This window comes from Rhizobium sp. Rhizsp82 (genome assembly GCF_047325115.1).
Taxonomy (GTDB): Bacteria; Pseudomonadota; Alphaproteobacteria; order Rhizobiales; family Rhizobiaceae; genus Rhizobium.
In genome coordinates this window covers 619,602-635,397 of sequence record NZ_CP168570.1, presented here as the reverse complement: position 1 = coordinate 635,397, position 15,796 = coordinate 619,602, and the positions used below count along the sequence as shown (strand labels likewise).

Below are 15,796 nucleotides of genomic sequence, written 5' to 3'. Positions count from 1 at the left end.
TACTCCTTAGGCTTTCTTGGACCGCTTCGTGAGGCGGTTTGTTCACTTTGCTGCGGCGTGGTCCGCAGCGATCTGCTCATGATGCCGGATGACTTCCGTGATGACGAAGTTCAGGAACTTCTCGGCGAAATCCGGATCCAGATTGGCATCCTTCGCCAGACGGCGAAGGCGTTCGATCTGGTATTCTTCGCGCGCCGGATCGGCCGGCGGCAGCTGGTACTTGGCCTTGAGCACGCCGACCTCTTTGGTGCAGCGGAAGCGTTCGGCCAGGATATGGACGAGTGCCGCGTCGATATTGTCGATCGACTGGCGGTAACCCGAAAGCTGGGCTTTGACGTCTGGATCAATCATGGGGCAGGCGATCCTCTCACTTCTTCTTCGGCAAACCGGGAAGGCCCGGGAAACCACCGCCGAGTCCCGGCAGCTTGGCGCCGCCGAGCCCGGGCAAACCACCCGGCATTCCGCCGAGACCGGGCATGCCCCCGCCCGGCTTTCCAAGACCCGCAGCTTCGGCCTGCTTCTGGAGCGCTTCCAGCTGCTTGGGGTCGATATTCGAGAGATCGGGCATGCCGCCCATTCCGCCCATACCGCCAAGACCCATCTTGCCGGCAAGGCCGCCCATCATCTGCTTCATCAGGCCGCCCTTACCCTTGCCGCCCATCATCTTCATCATGTCCGCCATCTGGCGGTGCATCTTCAGAAGCTTGTTGATGTCGGAGGCGTCGGTGCCGGAGCCGGCCGCGATGCGCTTCTTGCGGGAGTGCTTGAGCATATCAGGGTTGGCGCGCTCGGCCTTGGTCATCGAGGAGATGATCGCCAGCTGGCGGCCGAACAGGCTGTCGTTCAGACCGGCCGAAGCCATCTTGTCCTTCATGCCGGCCATGCCGGGCATCATGCTCATGATGCCGCCCATGCCGCCCATCTTCTGCATCTGGCGCAGCTGATCGGCGAGGTCGTTCAGGTCGAACTTGCCCTTGGCCATCTTGGCGGCCATGGCGGCCGCCTTTTCGGCGTCGATGTTTTCGGCGGCACGCTCGACCAGCGAAACGATGTCGCCCATGCCGAGGATGCGGTCGGCGATACGGCGGGGATGGAATTCCTCCAGCTCGCCCATGCGCTCGCCGACACCGATGAGCTTGATCGGCTTGCCGGTGACGGCGCGCATCGAGAGCGCTGCACCGCCGCGGCCATCGCCGTCCATGCGGGTCAGAACGAGGCCGGTAATGCCGACGCGCTCGTCGAAATTGCGCGCCAGATTGACGGCGTCCTGACCGGTCAGCGAATCTGCGACCAGCAGGATTTCATGCGGGTTCGACTTCTTCTTGATGTCGGCCATTTCGACCATCAAGGGCTCGTCGATATGCGTGCGGCCGGCGGTGTCGAGAATGACGACATCGTGGCCACCGAGCTTCGCAGCCTGAACGGCGCGTGCGGCGATATCGGTCGGCGACTGGCCAGCGATCACCGGCAGCGTATCGACGCCGGTCTGGACGCCGAGCTGGCGCAACTGTTCCTGGGCGGCCGGACGGCGCGTATCGAGCGACGCCATCAGCACCTTTTTCTTCTCGCGGTCGGTGAGCCGCTTGGCAATCTTTGCCGAAGTCGTCGTCTTACCGGAGCCCTGCAGACCGACCATCATGATGACGACGGGCGCTACGGCATGAAGATCGACGCCCACGCCTTCGCCGCCGAGCATCTCGATCAGCTCGTCATGGACGATCTTGACGACCATCTGGCCGGGCTTGATCGACTTCAGGATCTCGGCGCCAACGGCCTTTTCGCGAACACGGTCGGTGAAGCCACGAACGACTTCCAGCGAGACGTCGGCTTCCAGAAGCGCACGGCGAACCTCGCGCAGCGCTGCGGAAACATCGGCTTCCGAAAGCGCGCCACGGCCTGTCAGTCCATTGAGAATGGATCCAAGACGGTCCTGGAGGTTTTCAAACATCGGCTCTTCCTTGTGATTTCCGGGATGACGGAAACCTTGTGCTTTTCCTTGACGAAAACAAGACGCAAAGCCAAAAAGCACCCGAGGGCGCATCGCGCTGTCGGGTGTGGACCTCCGGGATCAGGGTCCCGGTCGGCGGCTCGGAGTCATGTCGCTCGTCGCAGAATTGAGGCGCGGTAAACAGGAAAGCGGCCGGAAAGTCAAGCCGAAGCCGCCAAATTAGCGCTTCCGGTTCTTCTCAAACCACGCTTCCGATCCCAAATGCATCATCCCGCCACGAGAGTCCATTCGCTCATGCCCGACGCTAAGATGCGCAATCCCTATTACCAGGGGCCGGTTTCAGACCATTTCGACGGCGTTCAGTTTTTCAATCCTGAAGGGATCGAGCCGCTCGGCTTTCGCGAGCTGATGCGCTGGCAGTTCGGCGGCGGTCGCTTCCGCTGGCCGAAGGCGGTCGACAGTCCGTTTCCGCCGGCGAAACCTGCTCAACGCATCGATGGCGAGGATCTGCGGGTGACGATGGTCGGCCATGCGAGCCTGCTGATACAGGTTGCCGGGCTCAATATTCTGACGGACCCCGTCTGGTCGGATCGCGCCAGCCCCTTTTCCTTCGCCGGGCCGCGGCGGGTGTCGCCGCCCGGCATCCGCTTCGAGGAACTGCCGCCGATCGATATCGTACTCGTCTCGCACAATCACTACGACCATCTCGATATCAGGACGCTGAAGAGGCTGTTCGAGGAGCATGGTCCGCATTTCATCACGCCGCTTGGCAATGACACCATCATTCATCGCGCCATTCCTGAGGCCAAGGTCTCGGACATGGACTGGGGCGACCGGCTTTCCTATTGGGATGGTGTCACCATCGATGCCGAGCCCTGCCATCACTGGTCGGCCCGTGGCACGCGCGACCGGCGCATGGCGCTCTGGGCCGCTTTCGTCATCTCGACGCCGGCGGGCAAGATCTATCATGTCGGCGATACCGGCTTTCATGAGGGCATCAATTACAAGGCGGCGCGGGAGAAGCATGGCGGCTTCCGCCTCGCCATCCTGCCCTTCGGCGCCTACGAGCCGCGCTGGTTCATGAAAGGGCAGCACCAGAACCCGGAAGAGGCGGTGGCGGGCATGGAGCTCTGCAATGCCGCCCATGTCGCCGGGCACCATTTCGCCACCTTCCAGCTGACCAACGAGGCGATCGACGCACCGGTTGCCGCACTGCAGCAGGCGCTTTCGGCCCGCGGTATCGAACCCGGCCGCTTCCGGCCGCTGCGCGCAGGCGAAGTGTTTGACGTGCCGGTTGCGTGAGCAGCCGGTAAACCACTGGTAATTCGCCCGCGTTTCCGCCATATACAGCCCGAAAGCAATGGAAGTGGCAGCAATGAGCGCAACGGTCGAATTCGCGAAGATGAACGGGCTTGGCAACAAGATCCTGGTTGTCGATATGCGCGGCCGCGGCGACAAGGTGACGCCCGATGCCGCGATCGCGCTGAATGCCGATCCGGCGACACAGTTCGACCAGATCATGGCAATCCATGATCCCAGGGCCGACGGCACCGATGCCTGGATCGATATCCTCAATTCCGATGGCTCGAAGGCGCAGGCCTGCGGCAATGGCACGCGCTGCGTCGTGCAGGCGCTGTCTGCCGAAACCGGCAAGAAGATCTTCACCTTCCAGACGGTCGCCGGCATTCTGAATGCCGTCGAGCATGAGGACGGGACGATCTCCGTCGACATGGGTAAGCCGGTCTTCGCCTGGGACAAGATCCCGCTTGCCGAAGAATTCTATGACACCAGCCGCATCGAGCTGCAGATCGGGCCGATCGACAATCCCGTGCTGCATTCGCCGTCGGCCATGTCGATGGGCAATCCGCATGCGATCTTCTGGATCGACAAGGATGTGATGTCCTTCGATCTCGGTCGTTTCGGGCCGCTGCTCGAAAACCACCCGATGTTTCCGGAACGCGCCAATATCACGCTGGCGCAGGTCACGTCGCCGTCCTCGATCACCACGCGCACCTGGGAGCGCGGCGCCGGCCTGACGCTTGCCTGCGGTTCCGCCGCCTGCGCCACCGCCGTTTCGGCGGCGCGCACCGGGCGCACCGGCCGCAAGGTCGAGATCAAGGTGGCGAGTAGCCCGAATGCCGGTTCGCTGTCGATCGAATGGCGCGAGCGCGACGATCACGTCATCATGACCGGGCCTGCCGAATGGGAATGGTCCGGCATGGTCGATCCGACGACCGGCAGCTGGTCTCGCGACGCGGAGCAGGGAGCCGAGGCGCGGTGAGCGGCGTCGAGGTCATTACCTTCGGCTGCCGTCTCAATACCTACGAATCCGAAGTGATGCGGGCGGAGGCCGAGAAGGCCGGGCTCAACAATGCCATCCTCGTCAATACCTGCGCCGTAACGGGCGAGGCCGTGCGCCAGGCGCGCCAGGCGATCCGCCGCGCGCGCCGGGAAAATCCGCATGCCCGCATCATCGTCACCGGCTGTGCGGCGCAGACCGAAAGCCAAGTCTTTGCCGAAATGGCCGAGGTCGATGCCGTGCTTGGCAACGAGGAGAAGCTGAAGAGCGCTTCTTATCGCACACTTCCCGATTTCGGTGTCTCCGCCGAAGAGAAACTGCGCGTCAACGACATCATGAGCGTCAAGGCGACGGCGCCGCAGATGGTCAAGCATATCGACGGTCATGTGCGCGCCTTCATCCAGGTGCAGAACGGTTGCGACCACCGCTGCACCTTCTGCATCATCCCCTATGGCCGCGGCAATTCGCGTTCGGTGCCGATGGGCGCCGTGGTCGACCAAGCCCGAAATCTGGTCGAGGGTGGTTACAGTGAGATCGTGCTGACAGGTGTCGATGCCACCAGCTATGGTGCAGATCTGCCGGGCCAGCCGACGCTCGGGCTGCTTGCCAAGACGCTGCTGAAGCAGATCCCCGAGATCCGGCGCCTCCGCCTTTCCTCAATCGATAGCATCGAGGCCGACCAGCATCTTTTCGACCTGATTGGCGACGAACCGCGCTTCATGCCGCATCTGCATCTGTCGCTGCAGCATGGCGATGACATGATCCTGAAGCGCATGAAGCGCCGCCATAGCCGGGCCGATGCGCTCGATTTCGTCGCGCAGGTGCGCCGGCTGCGGCCTGAAATCAGCCTCGGCGCCGATATGATCGCCGGCTTTCCGACCGAGACCGAGGAGATGTTTGCCAATGCCGTCAGCCTCGCCGAAGAGGCCGGTATCGCGCATCTGCATGTCTTCCCCTACAGCCCGCGTCCGGGCACGCCGGCGGCCCGCATGCCGCAGCTCGACCGCTCGCTGATCAAGGATCGCGCCGCCAGGCTGCGGGCCACTGGACAGACGCTCTATCAGTCCCATCTCGACAGGATGGTTGGAACGCGGCAATGGCTGCTGGTCGAAAACAACGGCCTGGCGCATACCGAAAACTTCACGCTCGTTGCCGCCCCCGGCCTTCGCCCGCGCTCCATGCTGCAGGCCGAAATCACCGGCCACAACGGCAAGCACCTCGACATGCAATTGACGGCCGCAGAGGCCGCCTGACTTTCACGGAATTCTCATGGCCCTCAGTTTCATCAAAAAGGTCTTCACCTTCGGCAAGCCGCTTGAAGAGGCAAAGCCGCAAGAGGCTGCTCCCGCCATCGAGCCGGTGAAGGAAGAGCTGCCGGTTGTCGCCGATCCGGTGCTGCCGGAAGAGGTGGAGACGGCTGGCGGGCCTGTTGCCGCCGTCGTCGAGCCTGAGGTGGTTGAGGAAGCGGAAGAGCCGGCGATCCTGCCTGATGTCGCGCAGATGAGCGATGTGGGTGTGGTGCCGTTGTCTTTGCTGGAGGCGGAAGCTGAGGCTGAGGTTGCGCTTGAGGCGCCGGCTGAAGATTCCAGCGTGATCCCTGCGGAAACACCCCCCTCTGTCCCTACGGGACATCTCCCCCACAAGGGGGGAGATCAGGTCGAGGATGCTGTTCCTGATCGCGAAGAAGGCCGCGTAGAGCCGACTGAAACTTTCCCGGAAGAAATCCTCTCGAAGGAAGACGAAAGCCTTCTCGACGCCGAAGTGGAGCAAGAGTTCCCCACTCAGCCGATCTCCCCCTCTGTGGGGGAGATGCCCGGCAGGGCAGAGGGGGGTACGTCACCCACAGACATCGAAGAAACAACGGCAGAGCAGACGCCAGATGTCGAGGAAGCGTCACCCGAACAAGCACCCATCCTCCCGAAAGGTTTCGCCACAGGCGCCGCCGCCCCGGAACCCGAACCCGCCGTCATCCAGCCGAAACTCAGCTGGTTCCAGCGTCTCCGTGCCGGTCTCGCGCGCACCTCGTCGCAGCTGACCGGCCAGATCACCGCACTCTTCACCAAACGCAAGCTCGATGACGAGACGCTGCAGGATCTGGAAGACCTGCTGATCCAGGCCGACCTCGGCGTCGAGACGGCGATGCGGGTCACCGATACGCTGGCCTCGGAGCGCTACGGCAAGGATGTGACGGGCGAAGACGTCACGCGCATCATGGCATCCGAGATCGTCAAGGTCCTGAAGCCGGTCGCCAAGCCGCTGCAGCTCGATCTCAGCCACAAGCCGCATGTCATCCTCGTCGTCGGCGTCAACGGCACCGGCAAGACGACGACGATCGGCAAGCTGGCCGCCAAGCTCTCGGGCGCCGGGCTGAAGGTGATGGTCGCAGCCGGCGATACATTCCGCGCCGCCGCGATCGAACAGCTGAAGATCTGGGCCGATCGCACCAAATCCGAATTCATCGGCACCAAGCTCGGCGCCGATGCCGCCGGTCTCGCCTATGACGCCTTCGAGCAGGCGAAGGCGAAGAAATGCGATGTACTGATCATCGATACCGCCGGGCGCCTGCAGAACAAGGCGGAGCTGATGGCCGAGCTCGAGAAGATCGTGCGCGTGCTCGGCAAGCTCGATCCTGACGCGCCCCATACCGTGCTGCAGACGCTCGATGCGACGACCGGCCAGAACGCCATGAACCAGGTGGAAATCTTCCGCAACGTCGCCGGCGTCAACGGGTTGATCATGACCAAGCTCGACGGCACGGCGCGCGGCGGCATTCTCGTCGCCATCTCCGCCAAGCACAAACTGCCGGTCTATTTCATCGGTGTCGGCGAAGGCGTGGACGATCTGGAGCCTTTCGAGGCTGAGGATTTCGCACATGCCATTGCCGGTATCGGTCAATGATGCCACAGATAAGCCGCCAAGAGCGCGCAAGCCGCGGCCGGTTGAGACAGGCCCGAAACTGACAGGTTTTACGAAAAGCATGACCACCGAAAGCGATATCACGCCCTCCGCCGCAGACCGGCACCATCCGCTGCTGAAGCTGGCGCTGGAGCTCGGACCGCTGCTGATCTTCTTTTTCGCCAACCTGCGCGGCCAGTGGCTGGTCGATCGCTTCCCGGCTCTTGCTGAGCTCGGCGGCCCGCTTTTCGTCGCTACCGGCCTGTTCATGGCCGCGACCGTGATTTCGCTTGTCGCCTCGAAGATCATCCTCGGCCATCTGCCGATCATGCCCTTCGTGTCGGGCATCGTGGTGTTGATCTTCGGGTCGCTGTCGATCTATCTGCAGAACGAGACCTTCATCAAGATGAAGCCGACGATCGTCAATGCGCTGTTCGGTGTGGCGCTGCTCGGCGGTCTCGCCTTCGGCAAGTCGTTGCTCGGCTATGTCTTCAATGCCGCCTTCCAGCTCGATGCCGAGGGATGGCGGAAGCTGACGCTGCGCTGGGGCATCTTCTTCCTGTTCCTCGCCGTGCTGAACGAGGTCATTTGGCGGAATTTCTCCGATGATTTCTGGGTCGCCTTCAAGGTCTGGGGCACGATGCCTATCACCATCCTGTTCACGATGGCGCAGATGCCGCTGATCCTGAAGCACACGATCCAGCCTGCGGGAGAAACCGAGAAGTGAGCTTCGACAGTACGGCCGAGCGCACGAAACATCAGACCTTCTGGGTTCTCGCCTGCTTTGCCGTGCTGCTTGCGCAGGTCGTCACCGAATATTTCATGGGCCGCACGATCATCTGCACCTGCGGATATGTGAAGCTCTGGGAAGGTACCGTCAATTCCAGCGGCAATTCCCAGCACCTCTCGGACTGGTACACGCCCTCGCATATCATTCACGGCTTCCTGTTTTACGGGCTGGCGCATCTCGTGCTGCGCGGCAAGCCGTTTGCGGCACGCCTGCTCCTGGCGCTGGTGATCGAATCCGGCTGGGAGCTGCTCGAAAATTCGCCCATCATCATCGACCGCTACCGCGCGGCGACGATCTCGCTCGATTATTACGGCGACAGCATCATCAATTCGGCGATGGACGCCGTGTTCATGGTGATCGGCTTCTTCTTCGCGGCCCGGGCACCGGTCGCGCTGACCGTCGCGATCGCCATCTTTTTCGAGATTTTCACGGGCTATATGATCCGGGACAATCTGACGCTCAACGTGCTGATGCTGATCTGGCCGGTCGAGGCGATCAAGACCTGGCAGGGTGCGATTTAGCGGACGTTTTGCCGTGCAGCCCCCTCATCCGCCTGCCGGCACCTTCTCCCCGCCGGGGAGAAGGGAAGATGCCGTGACGTCGCCGATCCCTTCCACCCAGCGGGGAGAAGGTGGCCCGATAGGGCCGGATGAGGGGCGCACGGCAAAGCATCAGTCATATGATGCAACGTTTTAGGACGCCGGCTTCCCCAGCACTTTCTCCATCGCCGGGAAAAGCCCTTCCTTCATGCTGATCTCATCGAAGGGGCCGACGCGCTTGTAGATGATCGTTCCATCAGGGGCGACGAGATAGCTTTCGGGAACGCCATAGACGCCCCAGTCGATCGCCGCTTTGCCGTTCGGATCGACGCCGATTGCCTTGAACGGGTTGCCGAGTTCGCTCAGGAACTGCAGCGCGTTCTCGCTCTTGTCCTTGTAGTTGATGGCAACGATGTTGAGCCTGCCGTCGGCGGCGAGCTGCTTTAGGATCGGATGTTCCTGCCGGCATGGGATGCACCAGGAGGCGAAGACGTTGACGAGCGTCAGCTTACCCTTGACCGCAGCGTCCGTCAGTGCCGGCAGGTTGGAGCCTTCGAGCGGTGCGAGGTTCAGCGAGGGCGCCTTGGTGCCGAGCAGCGCGGAGGGGATTTCCGAGATGTCCTTGCCGTGGAAGTCCTGGTCGTAGAGCATCTTGGCCGCAGTCGCAGCGATGCCGCCGAAGACGAGGAGCGGGATCAGGGCGACCGCATAGCGGCTGAGGCCACGCGCCTTGGTCTCTTGCGTCTCGGGCGCGCTCATTCGTCATCCTTCTTTCGGGCCGACCGGCGGCGGATGCCGGAGGCTTCGAGGGCAGCGAGCTCCTTCTGGCGGGCGCGGCCGTCGGCCCAGATCCAGAGTGTGACGGCAATGGTCACGAAAGCTGCGAAGCCATAGGCGCTGTAGACGTAGAAAGCATGCGTCATCGATCAGTCCTCGCGGCTTGCCATGCGGGCGGCAAGACGGCGCTGAGCGGCGACGCGGCGGCGCCAGATCTCGTTGCGCATCGCCATGATGTGCAGCGTGAAGAACAGCAGCGTGAATCCGACAGCCATGATGAGCAGCGGACGCAGGAATTCGGGATCGATCGTCGGGCCATCGAGGCGCATGACGCTTGCCGGCTGATGCAGCGTGTTCCACCACTCGACGGAGAACTTGATGATCGGGATGTTGACGAAGCCGACGAGGATCAGGACGGCGACGACGCGGGCGGCCTTGGAGGGATCGTCGATGGCGCGATTGAGGGCGATCAGGCCGAGATACATCAGGAACAGCACGAAAACCGATGTCAGGCGCGCATCCCAGACCCACCAGGTCCCCCACATCGGCTTGCCCCAGAGCGAGCCGGTGACGAGGGCCAGAAGCGTGAAGGCGGCGCCGAGCGGCGCGGCGGCCTTGGCGGACACATCGGCCAGCGGATGGCGCCAGACCAGCGTGCCGATCGCCGAGATGCTCATGACCGTGTAGCACATCATCGCCAGCCAGGCCGAGGGCACATGGATATACATGATGCGGACGGTCTCGCCCTGCTGGTAGTCGCCTTCGGTCGCGAAGCTCAGATAGAGCCCCACGGCGAGACAGAGGGCAGTGATGCCCGCCATCCAGGGAATGATACGGCTTGCAAGCGCCAGAAACCGGGTCGGGTTTGCGAGGTCGCTGAATTTGCTGATGGCCAGGCTGGTTTCGCTCATGAGCGGTTCTTTACCTTGAACGGGGTTCTCCCGCAATTGATGCCGGTCAACGGCACGATCAATCCGACGTGTTTCTGAGCGCCAGAGCCGCTGCTGCCGGGCCGATGACGGCGAAGAACAGCGTCAGCGCGATGAGGACGAGGAAGGGCGGCATGAATGGCGCCGGGTCCTCGACGGCCGCGTAGGTGGCGCTGACGCCGAAGATCAGCACCGGGATCGTCAGCGGCAGGACGAGGATCGAGACGAGCAGGCCGCCGCGCGGCAGGGCGACGGCGACCGCCGCGCCGACGGCACCGATAAAGGTGATCGCGGGCGAGCCGACCAGCAGCGTCAGCATCGTCGCGCCGATCGCCGTCTCGCTCATATTCATGAAGAGGCCGAGCAGCGGCGAGGCGATGACGAGCGGCAGGCTGGTTGCCGTCCAGTGCGCCAGGCATTTCATGAAGACCGTCAGCACCAGCGGCGTTTCCTGCATCAGCAGGATATCGAGCGATCCATCGTCGCGCTCCGCCTGGAAGAGCCTGTCGAGGCCGAGGAGGGCGGCAAGCAGCGCGCCGATCCAGACGATCGCCGGGCCGATGCGCGAGAGCAGGTTGAGATCGGGGCCGACGCCGAAGGGGATGACGGCGACGACGGTGAGGAAGAACAGGACGCCGATCAGTGCGCCGCCGCCGGAGCGGATGGAGAGCCTGAGATCGCGGAGGAAGAGGGCTTTCATGGGGTTGGGCCCTCGTTCCGTATGGTGGGTGGGTTACCCCCCTCTGTCCTGCCGGACATCTCCCCCACAAGGGGGGAGATCAAGTGTGGCGCGCTCATCGGGCCATGTTTGACGTTCGCGATTGCAGAGATGGCAGGGCGAGCGTCTGAACCCAGCCAATCTCTCCCCTTGTGGGGGAGATGCCCGGCAGGGCAGAGGGGGGTAGCCGCGGAACGAGACCTCATCCCCATACCCCCTGATCCACACCCGCAAATCCCGTCATCCGCAATTCCCGCGCATTCTCCAACCCCAGCGGCTGATGCGTCGCCGCCAGCACGATGCCGCCCTTTCTCTGATGCGCGCCGATCAACTCCGCAAACAGCTTGTCGGCGCTGGCGTCGAGCGCCGCCGTCGGCTCGTCGAGGATCCAGATCGGGCGGTAGGCGACGAGCAGCTTGGCGAAGGCGAAGCGACGCTGCTGGCCGGCCGAGAGGTAGCCGAAGGGAAGGTGGGTAATTCCGGAAAGGCCGACGGCCTCCGCCGCACCGGCGATGGACATGCCGGAGGCGCCAAGAACGTCGCCCAGGAAGTCCTGCCAGAAGGCGAGATTTTCCTCGACCGTGAGCTCGCTTTTCATCGCGTTCCGGTGGCCGAGATAGTGGCTGACTTCGCTGGCGCGATGCTCGTCCAAACCGTGCGAATCAGTGAAGCGCACGGCACCCTTTTCGGTGCGCAGCAGGCCAGCCACGACACGCAGTAAAGTGGACTTTCCTGATCCATTTTTACCAGTCAAAACCAGTGCTTCGCCGCTTTCGAGGTGGAAGGACACGTCCTCGAAAATCAGGTCTTCGCCCCGGCGCGCAGCGAGTTTCTCGGCAGTCAGGTGCACGGCATTTCCGTTGTTTAAGATTTTAGTCATTGCGTCGCAAAAAATGTCCGAAATGGGCCACGCACTATCTGGCACCCTTCTTAGAAATTATCTATAAGACCCGCAACCACGCCAGCGGTCGGCGTGAACTTCATCCTTGCGCCGAACATGGAATATTCTTTCCACGTGCGGACAGCGGAAATGGCCGTACCCGCATCCTGATGTGCATTAAGTGCATAGGCGTTCGCACGACTGTGTTGGCTATCAGAAACGGGGTATCTCGTGTCTAAATCTCTTGACAGCTTCAATTGTCGCTCCACCCTCACCGTCAACGGTAAGGACTACGTCTATTACAGCCTTCCGAAGGCTGAGGCGAATGGTCTGGCTGGCGTCTCGAAGCTTCCCTATTCGATGAAGGTCCTGCTCGAAAACCTGCTGCGCTTCGAAGATGGCCAGTCGGTTACGAAGGAGCACATCCAGGCTGTTGCCGAATGGCTCGTCAACAAGGGCTCGGTCGAAAACGAAATCGCATACCGCCCGGCTCGCGTGCTGATGCAGGACTTCACCGGCGTTCCGGCTGTCGTCGATCTGGCCGCAATGCGCGATGCGATGGTTTCGCTCGGTGGCGACCCCGAGAAGATCAACCCGCTGGTTCCCGTCGATCTGGTCATCGACCACTCGGTCATCGTCGATGAATTCGGCACGCCGCAGGCCTTCGCCAAGAACGTCGAGCTGGAATACCAGCGCAACGGCGAGCGCTACCGCTTCCTGAAGTGGGGCCAGCAGGCATTCCAGAACTTCCGCGTCGTTCCTCCGGGCACCGGCATCTGTCACCAGGTCAACCTCGAATATCTCGGCCAGACCGTTTGGACGAAGGAAGAGGACGGCGAGACGATCGCTTATCCGGATACCTGCGTCGGCACCGACTCGCATACGACGATGATCAACGGTCTCGGCGTTCTCGGCTGGGGTGTTGGCGGTATCGAGGCCGAAGCTGCCATGCTCGGCCAGCCGGTTTCCATGCTGCTGCCTGAAGTCATCGGCTTCAAGCTGACCGGCAAGCTAAAGGAAGGCGTCACCGCGACCGACCTCGTGCTCATGGTCGTTCAGATGCTGCGCAAGAAGGGCGTGGTTTCGAAGTTCGTCGAATTCTTCGGCTCGGGCCTCGACAACATGCCGCTCGCCGACCGCGCCACCATCGGCAACATGGGCCCGGAATACGGCGCGACCTGCGGCTTCTTCCCGGTCGATGGCGAAACCGTCAACTACCTCAACATGTCGGGCCGCACCAAGGAACGTATCGCGCTCGTCGAAGCCTATTCCAAGGCTCAGGGCATGTGGCGTGAAGGCGATGGTTCCGACCTCGTATTCACCGATACGCTCGAACTTGACCTCGGCGACGTCGTGCCTGCCATGGCCGGCCCGAAGCGTCCGGAAGGCCGTATCCCGCTCGAGAACATCGCTTCCGGCTTCGCCGGCTCGCTCGAAGGCGAATACAAGAAGCCCGGCCAGCTTTCGAACCGCTATGCCGTCGAAGGCACCGACTTCGATCTCGGCCATGGCGACGTTGCCATCGCTGCCATCACCTCCTGCACCAACACGTCCAACCCGTCGGTTCTGATCGCTGCCGGCCTTCTCGCCCGCAACGCCGTTGCCAAGGGCCTGAAGACCAAGCCGTGGGTCAAGACCTCGCTGGCTCCGGGATCGCAGGTTGTCGGCGAGTATCTCGCCAAGTCCGGCCTGCAGGCCGACCTCGACAAGCTCGGCTTCAACCTCGTTGGCTTCGGCTGCACGACCTGCATCGGTAACTCCGGCCCGCTGCCGGCGCCGATCTCGAAGACGATCAACGACAAGGGCCTGATTGTCTCGGGCGTTCTCTCGGGCAACCGTAACTTCGAAGGCCGCATCTCGCCGGACGTTCAGGCGAACTACCTCGCTTCCCCGCCGCTCGTCGTCGCCTACGCGCTTGCCGGTACGGTCCAGAAGGACCTGACCAAGGAGCCGATCGGCGAAGACCAGAACGGCAATCCTGTCTACCTCAAGGACATCTGGCCGACCTCGCACGAAGTGCAGGAATTCATCCAGAAGTACGTCACGCGCGAACTCTATGAGTCCAAGTATGCCGACGTCTTCAAGGGCGATGAAAACTGGCAGGCCGTTCAGGTTCCTCCGGGCCAGACCTATGCCTGGGACGACCAGTCGACCTACGTTCAGAACCCGCCTTACTTCGTTGGCATGGGCAAGACCGGTAGCGGCATTTCCGATATCAAGGGTGCCCGCGTTCTCGGTCTCTTCGGCGACAAGATCACCACCGACCACATTTCCCCGGCCGGTTCGATCAAGGCGGCTTCGCCGGCTGGTGCATATCTCACCGGTCACGGCGTCGGCGTTGCCGACTTCAACCAGTACGGCACGCGCCGCGGCAACCATGAAGTCATGATGCGCGGCACCTTCGCCAACATCCGTATCCGCAACCACATGCTGGGCGCGAACGGCAAGGAAGGCGGCTTCACGATCCACTATCCGTCGAAGGAAGAGGAATCGATCTACGACGCGGCCATGCAGTACAAGGCCGAGGGCGTTCCGCTCGTCATCTTCGCCGGTGTCGAATACGGCAACGGCTCTTCGCGTGACTGGGCTGCAAAGGGCACCAACTTGCTCGGCGTCAAGGCTGTCGTCGCGCAGAGCTTCGAGCGTATCCACCGCTCGAACCTGGTCGGCATGGGCGTCATCCCCTTCGTCTTCGAAGAGGGCACGACCTGGCAGAGCCTCGGCCTGAAGGGCGACGAAATCGTCACCATCGAAGGTCTCGAGAACATCAAGCCGCGTGAGAAGAAGATTGCCAAGATCACCTACGGCGACGGCACCGTGAAGGAAGTTCCGCTTCTGTCGCGCGTCGACACGCTGGATGAGGTCATCTACCTCAACAACGGCGGCATCCTGCAGACGGTTCTGCGTGATCTCGCTGCTTAATTCTTAAGACAAGCGCATGATAATCGCCGCCGGAGAGCAATCTCCGGCGGTTTTTCTTTGCGGGACTGGGCTCACGGCGATGTGTTCCGGCTGCGATGGCGGGTGGGCCTGTCTCACCCGTTCGTTACTTCCCGTTTTGAGCCGGAAGGATTATCTCTACGGTCGTAATCGGGGCCTGCGGTATCGGTCCGCCGCATGTTCTGGAAAAGAGGTTGCAATGTCGCCGCGTTTTTTGATTTCGATGATTGCCGGTCTGGTGCTCGCGGCACCGCTTCATGCCGAAGACGGCAAGCCGAAGGGCGTCGTCGAACTCTTTACCTCCCAGGGCTGCGGCTCCTGTCCGCCGGCTGATGCGGCGTTTCGCAAGATCGTCGGCCAGGGCGATGTCATCGCGCTCGCTTATCACGTCGATTACTGGAACTATCTCGGCTGGACCGACACGCTGAGCTCCAAGCAGAATACCGACCGGCAGTATGGCTATGCCCGCATGCTCGGCCGCAGCAACGTCTATACGCCGCAGGTGGTGGTCAACGGCCGCGACCATATGGCGGGCTCCGACATCTCGGCGATCAACGGCAAGATCAACGGCTTCTCCACGGAGGGCAAGGGCCTCTCCGTGCCCGTCGATGCGCAGATGCGTGGCGACGAGCTGGAGATCAAGATCGGCGCCGGGCAGGGCAAGGCCAGCGTCGTCATGGTCTATTTCGACAAGGAAAAGACCATCGACGTCGAAAAGGGCGAGAACAGCGGCCAGAAGATTTCCTACATCAACAGCGTCAGCGACATTGAAACCGTGGGCATGTGGGACGGAAAGGCAACAAGCCTGACCTTACCTGCAACGGTGCTGCAGAAGGCCGACCTCGAGGGCTGTGCAATTCTGTTGCAGGCTGCTACGGCTGATGGTGACCCGGCCGCGATCCTGGGCGCAACCGTCATCATGGCGGGCAAGAATATCTGAGGGTTTCATCTGCTCCGGCAGATGGAAAACGGGGCGGCCCGGCTGATCGTATTCGGGGCTGGGGTTAAGGTCGATACGCTCAGCCGGGCCCTTTGGCGCGCTGGCGCCAAATCGGTGAGCGGAACTTCCCCTGCAAATGAG

Annotated in this window: 15 protein-coding genes; 8 read left to right on the top strand and 7 right to left on the bottom strand. The window is 62.3% G+C overall.

Translation table 11 applies throughout. The annotated features are described in order from the left end of the window. Positions 1–42: 42 nt before the first annotated feature. Positions 43–351 carry a chorismate mutase gene (locus ACEN84_RS07805; protein WP_112718363.1) on the bottom strand — a complete coding sequence of 103 codons (309 nt, stop codon included), beginning with the start codon at positions 349–351 and terminating at the stop codon, positions 43–45. Between the two features lie 16 nt (positions 352–367). Then, positions 368–1,948, bottom strand: coding sequence for a signal recognition particle protein (gene ffh, locus ACEN84_RS07800; RefSeq protein ID WP_199627911.1), 1,581 nt, complete (start codon positions 1,946–1,948; stop codon positions 368–370). A gap of 294 nt (positions 1,949–2,242) precedes the next feature. Here ffh and ACEN84_RS07795 point away from each other — a divergent pair, with 294 nt between their 5' ends. The 6 genes from ACEN84_RS07795 (at position 2,243) to ACEN84_RS07770 (ending at position 8,453) form a co-directional block, all read left to right on the top strand. Then, positions 2,243–3,250, top strand: a complete 1,008-nt coding sequence (locus tag ACEN84_RS07795) for an MBL fold metallo-hydrolase (RefSeq protein ID WP_413710484.1) — start codon at positions 2,243–2,245, stop codon at positions 3,248–3,250. Positions 3,251–3,323: 73 nt separating this feature from the next. Continuing rightward, positions 3,324–4,229: a diaminopimelate epimerase gene (gene dapF / locus ACEN84_RS07790; protein ID WP_413710483.1), complete on the top strand. Its 906-nt coding sequence runs from the start codon at positions 3,324–3,326 to the stop codon at positions 4,227–4,229. Next, on the top strand, positions 4,226–5,500 hold the full coding sequence (gene mtaB, locus ACEN84_RS07785) for a tRNA (N(6)-L-threonylcarbamoyladenosine(37)-C(2))-methylthiotransferase MtaB (protein ID WP_413710482.1): 1,275 nt from the start codon (positions 4,226–4,228) through the stop codon (positions 5,498–5,500). The genes dapF and mtaB overlap by 4 nt, the downstream gene beginning before the upstream one ends. A 16-nt stretch (positions 5,501–5,516) precedes the next feature. Continuing rightward, entirely contained in the window at positions 5,517–7,145 is a 1,629-nt protein-coding gene (gene ftsY, locus ACEN84_RS07780) for a signal recognition particle-docking protein FtsY (RefSeq protein ID WP_413710481.1), read from the top strand. 79 nt (positions 7,146–7,224) lie between these two features. Next, positions 7,225–7,869 carry a septation protein A gene (locus ACEN84_RS07775; protein ID WP_130283199.1) on the top strand — a complete coding sequence of 215 codons (645 nt, stop codon included), beginning with the start codon at positions 7,225–7,227 and terminating at the stop codon, positions 7,867–7,869. After that, the gene (locus ACEN84_RS07770) at positions 7,866–8,453 is read left to right on the top strand and encodes a DUF2585 domain-containing protein (protein WP_413710480.1); all 588 of its coding nucleotides are present in this window, start codon (positions 7,866–7,868) and stop codon (positions 8,451–8,453) included. The genes ACEN84_RS07775 and ACEN84_RS07770 overlap by 4 nt, the downstream gene beginning before the upstream one ends. Positions 8,454–8,624: 171 nt before the next feature. Here ACEN84_RS07770 and ACEN84_RS07765 read toward each other — a convergent pair whose 3' ends face one another. The 5 genes from ACEN84_RS07765 to ccmA form a co-directional block, all read right to left on the bottom strand. Then, positions 8,625–9,230, bottom strand: a complete 606-nt coding sequence (locus ACEN84_RS07765) for a DsbE family thiol:disulfide interchange protein (protein WP_203427760.1) — start codon at positions 9,228–9,230, stop codon at positions 8,625–8,627. Next, a complete protein-coding gene (ccmD, locus tag ACEN84_RS07760; protein WP_413710479.1) occupies positions 9,227–9,394 on the bottom strand; it encodes a heme exporter protein CcmD in 168 nt (55 codons plus the stop codon). The genes ACEN84_RS07765 and ccmD overlap by 4 nt, the downstream gene beginning before the upstream one ends. A gap of 3 nt (positions 9,395–9,397) precedes the next feature. After that, entirely contained in the window at positions 9,398–10,159 is a 762-nt protein-coding gene (locus tag ACEN84_RS07755; RefSeq protein ID WP_413710478.1) for a heme ABC transporter permease, read from the bottom strand. Positions 10,160–10,217: 58 nt separating this feature from the next. After that, positions 10,218–10,877 (bottom strand): heme exporter protein CcmB, encoded by a 660-nt coding sequence (gene ccmB, locus ACEN84_RS07750; RefSeq protein WP_413710477.1) that lies wholly within the window; start codon positions 10,875–10,877, stop codon positions 10,218–10,220. A 220-nt stretch (positions 10,878–11,097) separates the two neighbouring features. Next, positions 11,098–11,745 carry a heme ABC exporter ATP-binding protein CcmA gene (gene ccmA, locus ACEN84_RS07745; protein WP_413711274.1) on the bottom strand — a complete coding sequence of 216 codons (648 nt, stop codon included), beginning with the start codon at positions 11,743–11,745 and terminating at the stop codon, positions 11,098–11,100. A 261-nt stretch (positions 11,746–12,006) separates the two neighbouring features. Between ccmA and acnA the strand changes: the two genes are divergently transcribed. Then, a complete protein-coding gene (gene acnA, locus ACEN84_RS07740) occupies positions 12,007–14,697 on the top strand; it encodes an aconitate hydratase AcnA (protein WP_413710476.1) in 2,691 nt (896 codons plus the stop codon). 217 nt (positions 14,698–14,914) lie between these two features. After that, positions 14,915–15,655, top strand: a complete 741-nt coding sequence (locus tag ACEN84_RS07735) for a DUF1223 domain-containing protein (RefSeq protein ID WP_112718391.1) — start codon at positions 14,915–14,917, stop codon at positions 15,653–15,655. The last annotated feature ends 141 nt before the right edge of the window (positions 15,656–15,796 follow it).

What these genes read in the sequence shown, in the direction of transcription:
- ACEN84_RS07805 (WP_112718363.1), bottom strand. Translation starts at nt 351, where the DNA reads ATGATTGATCCAGACGTCAAAGCCCAGCTTTCGGGTTACCGCCAGTCG.
- ffh (WP_199627911.1), bottom strand. Translation starts at nt 1,948, where the DNA reads ATGTTTGAAAACCTCCAGGACCGTCTTGGATCCATTCTCAATGGACTG.
- ACEN84_RS07795 (WP_413710484.1), top strand. Translation starts at nt 2,243, where the DNA reads ATGCCCGACGCTAAGATGCGCAATCCCTATTACCAGGGGCCGGTTTCA.
- dapF (WP_413710483.1), top strand. Translation starts at nt 3,324, where the DNA reads ATGAGCGCAACGGTCGAATTCGCGAAGATGAACGGGCTTGGCAACAAG.
- ftsY (WP_413710481.1), top strand. Translation starts at nt 5,517, where the DNA reads ATGGCCCTCAGTTTCATCAAAAAGGTCTTCACCTTCGGCAAGCCGCTT.
- ACEN84_RS07775 (WP_130283199.1), top strand. Translation starts at nt 7,225, where the DNA reads ATGACCACCGAAAGCGATATCACGCCCTCCGCCGCAGACCGGCACCAT.
- ACEN84_RS07765 (WP_203427760.1), bottom strand. Translation starts at nt 9,230, where the DNA reads ATGAGCGCGCCCGAGACGCAAGAGACCAAGGCGCGTGGCCTCAGCCGC.
- ccmD (WP_413710479.1), bottom strand. Translation starts at nt 9,394, where the DNA reads ATGACGCATGCTTTCTACGTCTACAGCGCCTATGGCTTCGCAGCTTTC.
- ACEN84_RS07755 (WP_413710478.1), bottom strand. Translation starts at nt 10,159, where the DNA reads ATGAGCGAAACCAGCCTGGCCATCAGCAAATTCAGCGACCTCGCAAAC.
- ccmB (WP_413710477.1), bottom strand. Translation starts at nt 10,877, where the DNA reads ATGAAAGCCCTCTTCCTCCGCGATCTCAGGCTCTCCATCCGCTCCGGC.
- ACEN84_RS07735 (WP_112718391.1), top strand. Translation starts at nt 14,915, where the DNA reads ATGTCGCCGCGTTTTTTGATTTCGATGATTGCCGGTCTGGTGCTCGCG.